The 12556-nt window shown below is 62.9% G+C and carries 16 protein-coding genes; 8 read left to right on the forward strand and 8 right to left on the reverse strand.

Going from position 1 to position 12556, the window contains the following annotated elements; genetic code table 11:
- The first annotated feature begins 1 nt into the window (after position 1).
- The 7 genes from thiS to V6D40_RS01930 all read left to right on the forward strand — a co-directional run bounded on the left by thiS (position 2) and on the right by V6D40_RS01930 (position 4637).
- Positions 2-205 (forward strand): sulfur carrier protein ThiS, encoded by a 204-nt coding sequence (gene thiS, locus V6D40_RS01900; RefSeq protein WP_334288679.1) that lies wholly within the window; start codon positions 2-4, stop codon positions 203-205.
- A 4-nt stretch (positions 206-209) separates the two neighbouring features.
- Positions 210-992 (forward strand): thiazole synthase, encoded by a 783-nt coding sequence (locus tag V6D40_RS01905; RefSeq protein ID WP_334288680.1) that lies wholly within the window; start codon positions 210-212, stop codon positions 990-992.
- Between the two features lie 8 nt (positions 993-1000).
- Positions 1001-1564: a hypothetical protein gene (locus V6D40_RS01910; protein ID WP_334288681.1), complete on the forward strand. Its 564-nt coding sequence runs from the start codon at positions 1001-1003 to the stop codon at positions 1562-1564.
- Positions 1565-1636: 72 nt separating this feature from the next.
- Positions 1637-2614, forward strand: coding sequence for an ABC transporter substrate-binding protein (locus tag V6D40_RS01915; protein ID WP_334288682.1), 978 nt, complete (start codon positions 1637-1639; stop codon positions 2612-2614).
- 3 nt (positions 2615-2617) lie between these two features.
- Positions 2618-3580: a FecCD family ABC transporter permease gene (locus tag V6D40_RS01920; RefSeq protein WP_334288683.1), complete on the forward strand. Its 963-nt coding sequence runs from the start codon at positions 2618-2620 to the stop codon at positions 3578-3580.
- The gene (locus V6D40_RS01925; protein ID WP_334288684.1) at positions 3577-4344 is read left to right on the forward strand and encodes an ABC transporter ATP-binding protein; all 768 of its coding nucleotides are present in this window, start codon (positions 3577-3579) and stop codon (positions 4342-4344) included. Before V6D40_RS01920 ends, V6D40_RS01925 begins: the two co-directional genes overlap by 4 nt.
- A gap of 11 nt (positions 4345-4355) precedes the next feature.
- Entirely contained in the window at positions 4356-4637 is a 282-nt protein-coding gene (locus V6D40_RS01930; protein ID WP_334288685.1) for an ArsR/SmtB family transcription factor, read from the forward strand.
- 67 nt (positions 4638-4704) lie between these two features.
- Here V6D40_RS01930 and V6D40_RS01935 read toward each other — a convergent pair whose 3' ends face one another.
- The 8 genes from V6D40_RS01935 to V6D40_RS01970 form a co-directional block, all read right to left on the reverse strand.
- Entirely contained in the window at positions 4705-5571 is an 867-nt protein-coding gene (locus tag V6D40_RS01935; protein WP_334288906.1) for an urease accessory protein UreD, read from the reverse strand.
- 1 nt (position 5572) lies between these two features.
- Positions 5573-6187, reverse strand: coding sequence for an urease accessory protein UreG (gene ureG, locus V6D40_RS01940; RefSeq protein ID WP_334288686.1), 615 nt, complete (start codon positions 6185-6187; stop codon positions 5573-5575).
- A 21-nt stretch (positions 6188-6208) separates the two neighbouring features.
- The gene (locus tag V6D40_RS01945; protein ID WP_334288687.1) at positions 6209-6928 is read right to left on the reverse strand and encodes an urease accessory protein UreF; all 720 of its coding nucleotides are present in this window, start codon (positions 6926-6928) and stop codon (positions 6209-6211) included.
- The gene (locus V6D40_RS01950) at positions 6909-7376 is read right to left on the reverse strand and encodes an urease accessory protein UreE (RefSeq protein ID WP_334288688.1); all 468 of its coding nucleotides are present in this window, start codon (positions 7374-7376) and stop codon (positions 6909-6911) included. The genes V6D40_RS01945 and V6D40_RS01950 overlap by 20 nt, the downstream gene beginning before the upstream one ends.
- A gap of 99 nt (positions 7377-7475) precedes the next feature.
- The gene (gene ureC / locus V6D40_RS01955; RefSeq protein WP_334288689.1) at positions 7476-9188 is read right to left on the reverse strand and encodes an urease subunit alpha; all 1713 of its coding nucleotides are present in this window, start codon (positions 9186-9188) and stop codon (positions 7476-7478) included.
- Between the two features lie 32 nt (positions 9189-9220).
- Entirely contained in the window at positions 9221-9532 is a 312-nt protein-coding gene (locus V6D40_RS01960) for an urease subunit beta (protein WP_334288690.1), read from the reverse strand.
- Positions 9533-9548: 16 nt separating this feature from the next.
- Positions 9549-9851, reverse strand: coding sequence for an urease subunit gamma (locus V6D40_RS01965; RefSeq protein ID WP_334288691.1), 303 nt, complete (start codon positions 9849-9851; stop codon positions 9549-9551).
- Positions 9852-9912: 61 nt separating this feature from the next.
- On the reverse strand, positions 9913-11076 hold the full coding sequence (locus tag V6D40_RS01970) for a DMT family transporter (RefSeq protein WP_334288692.1): 1164 nt from the start codon (positions 11074-11076) through the stop codon (positions 9913-9915).
- Between the two features lie 294 nt (positions 11077-11370).
- Between V6D40_RS01970 and V6D40_RS01975 the strand changes: the two genes are divergently transcribed.
- Complete coding sequence (locus tag V6D40_RS01975) at positions 11371-12504, forward strand: ThiF family adenylyltransferase (RefSeq protein ID WP_334288693.1); 1134 nt, start codon at positions 11371-11373, stop codon at positions 12502-12504.
- Positions 12505-12556: the final 52 nt, after the last annotated feature.

Consider the following 12556-nt stretch of genomic DNA (forward strand, 5'->3'; position numbering starts at 1 on the left):
GATGAACATCACAGTTAACGATGAGCCACGCGTCACCGACGCCGCGACGGTCGAGGCCCTCGTCCTCGAGACCCTCGGCGAAGTGCCGGAGGCCGGGGTTGCGGTCGCACTCGGTGGAGACGTCGTGCCCCGCTCGGCGTGGGGTGAGCAGCAGCTTGCCGACGGCGCCGTGGTCGACATCCTCACCGCAGTCCAGGGAGGTTAACGCCATGCTCGAGATCGGCGGAAAGACCTTTAACTCCCACCTGATCATGGGCACCGGCGGTTCCAGCTCCCAGGACATGCTGGAAAAAGCGCTGGTTGCCTCGGGGACGGAGCTGACGACGGTGGCGATGCGTCGTCACGCACAAGCCCCCGCAACCGGCGAGAGCGTGTTCGACTTGCTCAACCGCCTCGGCATCGACCCGTTGCCCAACACCGCGGGGTGCCGCACGGCGCGCGACGCCGTGATCACCGCGAAGCTCGCGCGCGAGGCGCTCGGCACGAACTGGGTGAAACTGGAGGTCATCGCGGACGACCGCACGCTGTTGCCCGACATCGTCGAAACCATCGACGCGTGCGAACTGCTGATCGCCGAAGGCTTCACGGTGCTGGCCTACACCTCCGACGACCCGGTGGCCGCCAAACGCCTCGAGGATCTCGGTGCCGCGGCGGTCATGCCGCTGGGCTCCCCAATCGGCACCGGGCTGGGCATCTTGAACCCGCACAACATCGAGCTCATCTGCTCCCGCGCCGAGGTACCCGTGCTGATCGATGCCGGCGTCGGCACCGCATCCGACGCGGCGCTCGCGATGGAACTCGGCTGCTCCGGCGTCCTGCTGGCCAGCGCCGTGAACCGCTGCCAGGACCCGGTGGCCATGGCGCAGTCGATGAAGCACGCTGTCGAGGCGGGTCGCCTCTCCCGGCAGGCTGGGCGCATCCCGAAGCGCGAGCACGCCGTTGCGTCTTCCTCGTTTGAGGGCCTTGCGAGCTGGGCGGATTCCGTACTATAAACGGGTGCATGAAACGCACAGCCTTCCTCGCTGCGGCCGCCACCACCGCACTGTCCTGCCTCGCCGCGCCCGCAGCACAGGCCGTCACACAGGTCTCGTCCTCCCCGTTCAACCCGCGCGGTGTTGACTGGCCGGCCGACTACGCCAAGCTGCCGGCGCAGGCGCCCGTGGCAACGTTCTCGAACGGCGCGGGCACCGCGCGCTGCGGCGTGTACAACGTGGACGGCCAGTCGTTTGTGAAGTGCCTATCCACCGTTGATTCGATGCCGGGGCACATGTGCTCCCAGCGAGGCCAGGTGAACGCCATGCTGCTGGGCACTGGCGACGCGTGGGACTGCGCGAACCCGAGCGATTTCGCGGGCGCGCCGCCGATTGGCCCGCTGCAGGTTCGCCGCTTCGGCGACATCGTGGTCTACAGCGACGCTCGCAATAACTTCATCGTCGGCTACGCCAACCTCACCCGTGCGGTGCGCGTCGGCGAGATCAACGACATCTATCTCGATCGCGGCCACATCCAGGCGTTCAACTCGCCGCTTCGTGGGTCCTCGATCCCGGCTGGCTCTTCGTTCTAACCCCTTTCGTCCCGCACTCGTGCGCGTGCGCTATATTCAAACAATATATTGATTGTTTGAAAGAAGGTCCCCATGCGCCGCATACTTCCCCTACCCCTCGCTGCCGCACTCCTCTTGGCAGGCTGCGCCGATACCGCTGACACCGCCAACACCTCCAACACCGCGGCGTCGGGGGCAACCATCGACAACTGTGGCATCGAAATCTCGGTCGAGCCGCCGGTGGAGCGCGCTGTCGCTCTCGAGCAGGGCTCGTCAGACACGTTGCTGATGCTCGGCGCTGGCGACCAGATTGCGGGCGTGGGCCATCAGAAGGACAACCCGCCGGACGGCTACGACACCCCGGAGATCATCGCGCCGGCGATTCCCACCGCCGAGCAGATCCGCGCGGTGGACGCCGACTTCGTCTATTCGCCGTTCGCGCTGGTCTGGACGGCGGATTCCGCCGGCACCCGCGAGGAGTGGGACCGCCTCGGTGTCCGCACCTACCAGTCCAACACCGAGTGCCACGATTACGGCGACAACACGGGCAAGTCATCGTTCGACCTGATCGAAAAGGACATCACCGAACTGGGCGAGATCTTCGGCCGCGAGTCCGAGGCGACCGACCTGAAGGCGAAGCTGCGCGACACGGTCACAAGCGCCAACCAGGCGCCGGACGGCACCACCTTTGTCCTCATCTACTCCGCTATCGGCGGTGCCCCCTACGTCGCTGGCGGCCCGTCGATCGTGACCGAGATGGGCAGCGCGGTGAACATGACCAACGCGTTTGGGGAGGTCAAGGAAGAGTGGCCGCAGGTGTCGTGGGAGGCCGTGGCTGAGGCCGACCCGGATGTGATCATCCTGGCCGATCTCCCGATCCGCGGCGAGCCGGGCGACACCTGGCAGGAAAAGGCCGAGACGCTGAAGACTACGCCGGGCACCAAGAACCTCAAGGCGGTCCAAGACGAGCGCTACATCATCATCAACGGCGTCACCACGTCCCCGTCTGCGCGCTCCTACCAGGGCCTGCAGCAAATTTCGGACGCCATCGGCAACGGAATCGCAGGCTAGAAGTTGAAGCGTTCCTTAGTGTTCGGGCTGCTCTCGCTTGTGGCCCTAGCGCTCGCCATTGTCATCTCGCTGCCCCTGGGCTCCAGCGGCATTTCGCTCCGGGATCTGGATAATCTCTCGCCCCTGCAGCGCTCCATCATCACCGAGCTGCGCCTGCCCCGCGTGCTGATGGCCGCGTGCGTGGGCGCCATCTTGGCCGTGTGCGGTGTTGCCATGCAGGCGATCACCCACAACGATCTCGCCGAGCCCTACCTGCTCGGTATCTCCTCCGGCGCGTCCACGGGCGCAGTCATCGCGATTATGTTCTCCACGTGGCAGTTCGGCATCATCGTCGGCGCCGCAATCGGCGGCCTGGTTTCGTTCCTGCTCCTGATGACGCTGTTGCGCCACACCAGAGCGGACGCGACCCGCGTCGTGCTCACAGGTGTGCTTGTCGGCTACCTCTTTCAATCAATCACCTCGCTCGTGGTCACCGCGTCGGGCAACGCGGAATCAACCCGCGGCATCATGTTCTGGCTGCTGGGGGTGCTCTCCGCCGCGCGGTGGGGAACGCTCGTCGTGGTCGCAATCGCCGGAGCAATCGGTATCGCCATCTTGTGGGCGCTTTCGCGCCACCTCGATGCGCTGACGCTTGGCGACGCCACCGCCCACACCATGGGCGTACCAGTGGTCGCCGTCCGCTACACCGTCCTGGTCGTGGTCTCACTTCTCACCGCAGCGACGGTGGCATCGGTCGGCGCCATCGGCTTCGTCGGCCTGATCGTGCCACACGCCGTTCGTATGGTCATCGGTCCGCTGCACAAGCGACTGATCCCGATCTCGGCCATTGTCGGCGCACTCTTCCTCGTCATCGCGGACGCCATTGCTCGCGTCGCCTTCGCACCGCAGGAACTGCCCGTCGGTGTCATCACGGCGCTGATCGGTGTGCCAGTCTTCTTCGTCATCTTGAAAAGGATCGCGCGATGATCGAAATCGACGTGTCTACCAAGGTCCGCGGGTTCGAACTCCATGTCGACACCACACTCCCCTCTTCCGGCATCGTCGGCATCGTCGGCCCCAACGGCTCCGGTAAATCGACGCTGCTTCGTTCCATGGCGGGGGTCCACGATTTCACCGGGAGCATTCTTTTCGACGGCACGTCGCTTACCTCCCTCCCCCGCAAACAACGCGTGCGCACGCTCGCTTACGTCGCGCAGAGCCACGGCACGCTCCCGGACCTCACGGTGCGCGAACTGGTGGAGCTGGGACAGACCGCGGGCCACGGGATCTTCTGGAACGAGTCTCACGCTGATGCCGATGTGATCGAGGAAGCCCTCATCCACTCCGACCTCGTCGAGCTTGCTGACCGGCCGTTGCGGACCCTTTCCGGCGGCCAAGTGCAGCGGGCGATGACGGCGCGTGCACTCGCGCAGGACTCCGAGTATCTGCTACTGGACGAGCCGACGAACCACCTCGACCTACACCACCAGTACCGCCTGATGGACATGCTCGAGCATGTGGTGACCGACCACGGCACCACCGTCATTGTCGCGCTGCACGATTTAGCGCTAGCCGCACGGTACTGCACGACGGTGCTTGTGCTTGACGACGGCCACGTAGCAGCACTCGGCGCCCCCTCAGAGGAGCTTACGCCAGCGCTGCTGCGCGCCACCTTCGGCGTGGACGCAACGCTGTCAGCCGTCTCTGGTGAGCCTTCCTTGGTGGTGCATGGCCCAGTCACGGCACGCTAAGGTAGTCGGCTATGGGTGATCACGAGAGCTGGGCGGCAGTGTTCAAGACGTTGGGCGATACCACCCGGCTTTCGCTCCTCGACGCAATCCACGACGCGGGTGATAACCAGCTCACCGTGACAGACCTGGCGGAGACCACCGGCACGCGCGTCGCAACCGCATCGGCCGCGCTTCGAGCGATGGAGAAGATGGGCACCGTCACGTCCGTGCGAGAAGGCCGCACTATCTTTTACGGCATCGCGGACGAGCGGATCCACGGACTGTTGCACTGGGTAGCCGCCTACAACGAGTAGGCCGGCATAAGGACGACGAAGACCGCAACCTCGGTACCCGAGGCTGCGGTCTTTGGCTTGTGAGCTCCTAGTACTGGCGCAGGTGCAGCTTGCCCTGGCCACGCAACGTGGAGCGCGCGATGTTCGCCGCGGTTTGCACCGCTTCCATCAGGTGCTCGGTGCGGGTACCCACTGCGCGCAGGACAAAGCCCGGAACGTCGCAGGCGGTGACGGAGGCCTCGATCTGGTCGATCTCAGCCAGCGCCGCGCGAACGTTCTCAATCAGGTCCTCGTCAATCTTCGGGTCGAAGCACAACGCGGTAGCGAAGTGCGTGTTCGACCCCAAAAACGTCGGCGAGTGCAAGGTCTCGGTGTCGCGGGTCGGCATGATGCGCATGTTGTCCACCAACGCGAGCTTTCCGCCAACGCGAACCTCTGAGCGCAGGTGCGCCTGATGATAGCGGAACTGACTACCGTCCGGCGACCACCCCGGGGTCACAATGTCCGACAGGAACGCGCTCGCCTCCGGGTGAAGATCCACCGTCATGTGCTGGCGGAAGTCGGCGTCCCGGTACAGGATGAGCTGATCGGGAACGTACTCGAGGACGGAACCCGCGCCCACCTTGAAGGCGATGTTCTGAGAGACGAACGACTCAGGCGTGCGATACACCTTGGTCGCGGACTGGTCCGTGAACAGGATCGACGCACCGTCGGCGACGTCCACCGCGATACGGTACGAGTCGCCACCGACGTAGCCGCCGCCCGGGTTCGCAGTGATGTAGTAGACCTGACCGCTGTCATCCAGGTAGTGCGGACGGATGATCTTTAGTGCTCCAGCGTGGTACTGGCGCGTCGCGACCGACTTCCCACCACTGATGGCAATCCCCAGCTCGAGAGTGCCAGTGGCAGGTTGATCGGCAGCGTGCCCAAACCGCTCTGGGGGAATCGACCACATACTAGCCATCGATGTCCTGCATGAGCACATCGTGGCGGATCCAGTTCAGGACCTCGTCAAGACCCTCGTCGGTCTTCAGGTTGGTCAGCACAAACGGCTTGTCGCCGCGGAACTGCTTGGAATCGTCGGCCATCACCTGCAGATCGGCACCAACGTGCGGAGCGAGGTCGGTCTTGTTGATCACGAACAGGTCGGACTTGATCATGCCCTGACCGGCCTTGCGCGGGATCTTCTCACCCTGGGCGACGTCGATGATGTAGATGGAGAAGTCCACCAACTCCGGGGAGAAGGTCGCGGACAGGTTGTCGCCGCCGGACTCGACGAAGACAAGCTCCAGATCCGGGTGGCGAGCCACCAGGTCCTCGTAGGCGGCCTCGTTCATCGAGGTGTCCTCGCGGATCGCGGTGTGCGGGCAGCCGCCGGTCTCGACGCCGACGATGCGGTCCTTCGGCAGGATGCCTTCGCGGGCGAGGATCTTCGCGTCCTCGGTGGTGTAAATGTCGTTGGTGATTGCGGCCATCGACACCTCGCCGTCCAGCGCGCGGGTAATGCGCTCGATCAGCGCAGTCTTGCCCGAGCCGACGGGGCCGCCAATTCCAACCTTGATCGTTGCCATAGTGAAATTACTTCCTTTCTTTTAAGACATGAACATGCGCGAACGCATGTATTGGTGCTGCATCTGCGCGATTTCCAGGCGCGGGAAGGAGACACCGAGGTCTGCCACGTCGTGGGTCAGCGTCTCCTCGGCGAAGCCCGGGAGGTACTCGTAGACGCTCACAAGAATCCTCTGACCGGCGTCCTGGCCGAGTGGGATCGCGCGGATCGCGTTCTGAGTCATCGAGTTGGCCATCTGCATCAGGTAGGCGCGCACTGCGGTGAGCTCGTCGACGCCGGCCGCTCCGAGCACGAGACCCGCGGCAATGCCGGGGTTGCCGTAGTAGCGGCGTTCACGCAGGCCCTGTTCGTACTCTTCGACGAGTGAATCCGCGGCGTCGATAATCCGTGCAACCTTCGCCATGCGCTTGCCCATCGCCTGCATCGAGGCTCGCAGCTCAACCGGGGTCTGGGTAGCGTGGCACAGCTCGTCGAGAAGCGTAAGCTCTTCCTTCGCTTGTTCGAGCGGCAAGTTCGCCGCCTGCAGACGAATTGCAAGTAGCACGGACAGCGCCTCGCCGTACGTGGCCTGGTGCAAATAGCCGATCAGCCACTTCAGGTAGCTGTCCGGATCGCTGACTTCGTCGCGCTGGATGAATGTCTCCATGCCTGCGGAGTGGGCAAACGCACCGGTCGGCAGGGCCGAGTCGGTGATGTGCCAGACAACCAGGCTGGCGCGCACATCAGTGGGTATGTTCTGCATGACGGAAAGCCCTCGGCATTACGTAGTCCCCACGGTGGTAGTTCACGCCGACGTGGTCCAGGTGGTGCTCCACCGTGTGGTCGTAGCGCACGACCATGACCTCGGCGCCAAAATCGCTGTCGGCGCCGAAGAACTGCGCCTGCAGGTGGCGGTTACCCAGCGAGTGAGCCACCTTCAGTGCCTCTTCGATCGAGGCCGGCTGAATCACCAGCACGTCGAGCGGGGCCATCGATGCCACGATGACACCCTGGTCGGTCTCGGCGAGGATGTCGCCGTCCTCGAGTTCGCGCACGGACTTGTCCAGCTTCAGCCCAAGCTCGGTGCCGCCCTCGGTGGTGACGCGCTGGATCCGCTTCAGCCGGCTCTCGTTGTCGAATACCACGCGGTCGGCGACGTGCGCGTTAGCGCCAAGGTCGCGGACGTTACCGCGAAGTTCAGTAACAATCATGTTCAACTCCTTTGAAAAAACGAAAGCGGAGTGGCCGAAGCCTCTCCGCTCACGCTGGGTTTCTAGTTCAGACTAGCTGGTTTTCGCCACAAGGTCTAACTAGAACAGGAAGTAGCGCTGTGCCATCGGCAGCACCTCTGCCGGCTCAGACGTCACCTTCTTGCCGTCGACGGTCAGCTCGTAGGTCTCCGGATCGACCTCGATGTTCGGCGTAGCGTCGTTGTGCTTCATGTCCTTCTTGGAGATGTTGCGCATGTTCTTCGCCTCGACGTACTTGCGGCCGATGTTCAGCGACTCCGGAACGCCCGCCTCGAATGCGGCTGTGGACAGGAAGGTCACCGAGGTGCGGGCAGCAGCGTGGCCGTAGGCACCAAACATGTCGCGCATGGTGCGCGGCTGCGGGGTCGGGATCGAAGCGTTGGAGTCACCCATCACGGAGCGAACAATGAAGCCGCCCTTGAGCACGGTGTTCGGCTTGACACCAAAGTACGCCGGCTCCCAGATAACCAGGTCGGCAATCTTGCCTTCCTCGACGGAACCAACTGCGTGGGAGACACCAGCGGCGATTGCCGGGTTGATGGTGTACTTCGCCACGTAGCGCTTGATGCGGTTGTTGTCGTTGCCCTCGGAGTCGCCCTCGAGCGGACCGAACTGCTCCTTCATGCGGTGAGCAACCTGCCAGGTGCGCAGGACGACCTCACCGACACGGCCCATGGCCTGGGAGTCAGAGGAGGTAATCGACATGGCACCCATGTCGTGCAGCACGTCCTCAGCAGCGATGGTCTCGCGGCGGATGCGGGAGTCAGCGAATGCGACGTCCTCCGGCAGGTCCGGGTTGAGGTGGTGGCACACCATGATCATGTCAAGGTGCTCATCCAGCGTATTCACCGTGTACGGCAGGGTCGGGTTGGTCGACGCCGGCAACACGTTGCTCAGACTTGCAGCCTTCACAATGTCCGGAGCGTGGCCACCGCCGGCGCCCTCGGTGTGGAAGGTGTGGATAACGCGGTCGCCGATTGCCTCGATGGTGTTGTCCACGAAGCCGCCCTCGTTCAGGGTATCGGTGTGGATCGCGACCTGGATGTCCATCTCGTCCGCCACGGAGAGCGCGGTGTCGATGGAGTTGGCGGTTGCGCCCCAGTCCTCGTGGATCTTCAGGCCAATCGCACCAGCACGGATCTGCTCACGCAGCGGGTTGGCGTCGGACGCGTGGCCCTTGCCCAGGAAGCCAACGTTGACCGGGAAGTCGCGGGTGGCCTGGATCATGCGCGTGATGTTTGCTGCACCAGCGGTAACGGTGGTCGCGTTGGTGGACTCGGCCGGGCCAACGCCGCCACCGATCATGGTGGTGGTGCCGTTGTCGAGCGCGACGCGGGCCTGTTCCGGGGAAATGAAGTGGATGTGGGTATCGAGCGCACCAGCGGTGACGATCTTGCCCTCACCAGAGATAACCTCGGTGCTGACACCGATGACGATGTCGATGTCGTCCTGGATGTCCGGGTTACCGGCGGCACCGATCTTGATGATCTTGCCGTCCTTGATAGCGATGTCAGCGACGTAGATGCCGGTGTAGTCGATGATCAGCGGGCCGGTGATGACAACATCGGGAACCTGCTCGTCGCCTACCCAGCGGCTGTTCTGGCCCATGCCGTCGCGGATGACCTTGCCGCCACCGAAGGTGACTTCCTCACCGTAGTGGGTCAGGGACTTCTCAACGCGCGCCACAAGGTTGGTATCCGCCAAGCGGACGCCGTCACCGGTAGTCGGGCCGTAGAGCTCGGCGTACTGTTTACGCTCCATCTCAAATGCCATGATTAAATACCTTTCTCTTTGGTGCCTTGTGTTTAGTCGACCGGGCCGTTGACCTTGGAGTTGAAGCCGTGAACCTCACGGCGACCACCGAAGTCGACGAGCTGGACGGTGCGGCTGTCGCCCGGCTCCAGGCGCACAGCGGTGCCTGCCGGGATGTCGAGACGCTTGCCGTGAGCTGCCTCGCGGTCGAACTCGAGCTCGGAGTTTGCCTCAGCGAAGTGGAAGTGGGAGCCAACCTGGACGGGGCGGTCGCCGCGGTTCGTCACCTCGAGGGTGGTTGCCTCGCGGCCCTCGTTCATGGTCAGTGGCCCGTTATCAGAAATGAAGTACTCACCAGGGATCATGGAAAACTCTCTTTTCTTAGCGGATCGGGTTGTGAACGGTGACCAGTTTGGTGCCGTCGGGGAAGGTTGCCTCTACCTGTACGTCGGAGATCATCTCCGGGACACCCTCCATGACGTCGTCGCGGCTGAGCACCTCGACACCCTCGCTCATCAGCTGCGCAACGGTCTTGCCGTCGCGCGCACCCTCGAGGATGAAGTCGGAGATCAGAGCCACGGCTTCTGGATGGTTGAGCTTGAGGCCACGCTCTTGACGGCGACGTGCGACGTCTGCGGCAACCACGATGAGAAGCTTTTCCTGCTCACGCTTGGTCAGTTTCATTTTTGCTCCTTATATTTCGACGGCCCCAGCAAGCTACTGCTCGCCGGGGATCGGTAACTAGTTACAGCTTGTTCGGGTTGTTCGGAACTTCCTCCGGCGAGTGGCCAGGAGCCAGTCCTTCCCTTTGTAGCTGATCCGACAGATTGGCGTCGGGGTTCTCCTCGCCTGACTTCTTCTTCTTGCCAAACAGGATTGCGAACAAACCGTTCTGGTATGCCACCGTTGCAAGAATCATCAGCACACCGATGATCTGCAGCAGCGACGGGATCTCACCGAACAGCGGCGCCGCGATGATCACGGAGGTCACAGGCGACAGCAGCAGGATGCCGGCGGACAACGTCGGGTCGAGCCAGACGGTGCCGTACTGGACGAAGGTCCATGCCAGTGCCTGGCCGAAGATTGCCAGCGAGATCAGGGCGATCCAGTTACCAGCGGTCAGCGGGTCGCCGAGCGTGGTCTCCGGGTTGACGGACGGCAGCACGCCGTCGATAAGCACACCGTTCTTGAAGTCGAAGCCGCCGCGGGCGGAGAAGGTGTGAGCGATGATCGTCGGTGCAACCATCTGCGCAGCAGCGGTGTACATCATCGGCTGGATGTAGAGATCCTTACGAGCCGAGGTACCGGCCTTGCGCGAGAAGTAGAGGTAGAACGAGTAGCAGATACCGGAGGTCAGACCGAAGGCAGTACCCAGGGTTGCGGTCTTGATGCCGTAGATGGTCTCAGGACCGGTTGCCTCTGCGGTCTGCTCGAACACGCCACCGGTCAGCATCACGCCGACCGCCATGATCGGAACAAGCACGAGGAAGACCGGCGGGATCTTGTACTTGTCAAAGATCGCGGTCAGCATCGGCACGATGATCACCTGGAGGTTCAGCAGAATAGCTGCGACACCCGCGCCGATGTAGAAGATGGAGTAGTTCCAACACGTAAAGTCGACACCCAGGAAGAGACCGGAGATCACGGAGTACATGATGCTCCTCTTAGTCAGGCCTTCCTTCTTCTTCATCTCCCAAATACCGAACGGGAGGAGAATAAGGAAGCCAAGAGACACACGGAGGAAGGCCTGGCTGGCCGGGTCCATGTTGGCAGCCTTCACCAACAGAGGAGTTGAGGCGAGGAATGCGGTACCAAGAGCAAGCACCGCCAGAGCTTTGCCGTGAGACACCGGTTTGACCGGCGGTGGCGTCCGGACACCCGCCACACTGTTTACTGATGATGTTGTCATGGGGTTCACAGTAGATAACTTGTGTAGTGACACCAATACGAAACGCATTTTCTGCATTTTTTACACTAGGTCATAATTTATGCACCGCGTTTCCCGAGCTGATCCCGCATGCGAGCCCACCGTATACAAGTCACACTTCCCTATAACGGGGGTAGCAATGGCGTTTATGGTGCAGAAACAGTACAGATGTTATTTTTCATCGCATTTTGGTGTGCCCTTTAATTGAAACTCCAACCATGTATATTTTAATCAAGCACTCAGTTGATTTTATGCAGGGGAAGTAGACTGTGGGCCGTGAATGTATCGACGCTACCCACCTCCGAGCTCGCGCGCACAGCCCGACAGCTCAACTTGCCCGGATTCGGCATCGAACAGCAGGAACGACTCCGAGGCGCCCACGTCCTTGTCATCGGCGCAGGCGGCCTCGGATGCCCCGTGATGCAAACGCTCGCTGCTACCGGTGTCGGCACCATCACCGTGGTCGACGATGACGTCGTCTCGCTCTCCAACATCCACCGCCAGATTCTCTTCGGCGCCTCCGACGTGGGCCGAAAGAAGGTCGAGGTTGCGGGGCAGCGGTTACGCGAGCTGCAGCCCGACATCACCGCGCATGCGGTAGACGGCAGGCTTACGGAAGACAACATTGTCGAGTCGCTGCGGGGCATTGACATGCTTATCGACGGCTCCGACACCTTCCAAACCAAATTCCTCGCCGCCGACGCCGCCGAAATCACCGGTACTCCCCTCGTGTGGGGCTCCGTCTTGCGCTACCGCGGCGACGTTGCCCTGTGGTGGTCCGGCCCCGGCGCCCCCAGCGACGGAGTGGGTATGCGCGACCTCTACCCCACCCAGCCGGACCCGGATTCTGTTCCCGACTGCGCCACAGCCGGCGTCCTCGGCGTCACCACGAGCGTCGTCGGCGGCCTGATGGCCACCGAGGTAGTGAAGTTCCTCACCGGAGTCGGCGACTCACACATTGGCCGCCTCCACATGTACGACGCGCTCACCGCCACCGTTCGACACTTCAACGTCACTCGTGATCCAAGTCGCGAGCTGGTGCGGGAACTAGGGACCTACGCAGGAGTCTGCGCGGTGCCAGGCGCTAGCACCGAAGCGGCTGATAGTGAAGGGCAGCACCTCATCGACCTTCTTGCGGGCGGCGACGCCGTCTCCTTGGACGTGCGGGAACCCCACGAGAAGCTGCTCAAGGACATCGCGCACCCCGGAGCAAACCTCCCCATGAGCGAGCTTGAACGCACCGCCGAAGTGCTCGATACTCTCCCCGCTGGCGACGTCGTGGTCTACTGCGCCTCAGGGAGGCGTTCAGCCCGGTTCGTCGAGGAGTTCGCCGACGCCGCCGAGGCACGCGGACTTACCCTTTACACCCTCCCCGGCGGTGCGAACCGCTGGGGTACTGACCTGCTCTAACAGCTCGTGGTGCTACGACGCTATGGGGCTACGACCCACGTGTGGGGTTGCG

The sequence above is a fragment of the Corynebacterium sp. Marseille-Q4381 genome (genome assembly GCF_036881695.1).
Taxonomy (GTDB): Bacteria; Actinomycetota; Actinomycetes; order Mycobacteriales; family Mycobacteriaceae; genus Corynebacterium.

Excerpts from the sequence above, each read along its gene's own strand:
- thiS (WP_334288679.1), top strand. The coding sequence starts at position 2 with ATGAACATCACAGTTAACGATGAGCCACGCGTCACCGACGCCGCGACG.
- V6D40_RS01905 (WP_334288680.1), top strand. The coding sequence starts at position 210 with ATGCTCGAGATCGGCGGAAAGACCTTTAACTCCCACCTGATCATGGGC.
- V6D40_RS01910 (WP_334288681.1), top strand. The coding sequence starts at position 1,001 with ATGAAACGCACAGCCTTCCTCGCTGCGGCCGCCACCACCGCACTGTCC.
- V6D40_RS01915 (WP_334288682.1), top strand. The coding sequence starts at position 1,637 with ATGCGCCGCATACTTCCCCTACCCCTCGCTGCCGCACTCCTCTTGGCA.
- V6D40_RS01925 (WP_334288684.1), top strand. The coding sequence starts at position 3,577 with ATGATCGAAATCGACGTGTCTACCAAGGTCCGCGGGTTCGAACTCCAT.
- V6D40_RS01930 (WP_334288685.1), top strand. The coding sequence starts at position 4,356 with ATGGGTGATCACGAGAGCTGGGCGGCAGTGTTCAAGACGTTGGGCGAT.
- V6D40_RS01935 (WP_334288906.1), bottom strand. The coding sequence starts at position 5,571 with ATGTGGTCGATTCCCCCAGAGCGGTTTGGGCACGCTGCCGATCAACCT.
- ureG (WP_334288686.1), bottom strand. The coding sequence starts at position 6,187 with ATGGCAACGATCAAGGTTGGAATTGGCGGCCCCGTCGGCTCGGGCAAG.
- V6D40_RS01945 (WP_334288687.1), bottom strand. The coding sequence starts at position 6,928 with ATGCAGAACATACCCACTGATGTGCGCGCCAGCCTGGTTGTCTGGCAC.
- V6D40_RS01950 (WP_334288688.1), bottom strand. The coding sequence starts at position 7,376 with ATGATTGTTACTGAACTTCGCGGTAACGTCCGCGACCTTGGCGCTAAC.
- ureC (WP_334288689.1), bottom strand. The coding sequence starts at position 9,188 with ATGGCATTTGAGATGGAGCGTAAACAGTACGCCGAGCTCTACGGCCCG.
- V6D40_RS01960 (WP_334288690.1), bottom strand. The coding sequence starts at position 9,532 with ATGATCCCTGGTGAGTACTTCATTTCTGATAACGGGCCACTGACCATG.
- V6D40_RS01965 (WP_334288691.1), bottom strand. The coding sequence starts at position 9,851 with ATGAAACTGACCAAGCGTGAGCAGGAAAAGCTTCTCATCGTGGTTGCC.
- V6D40_RS01970 (WP_334288692.1), bottom strand. The coding sequence starts at position 11,076 with ATGACAACATCATCAGTAAACAGTGTGGCGGGTGTCCGGACGCCACCG.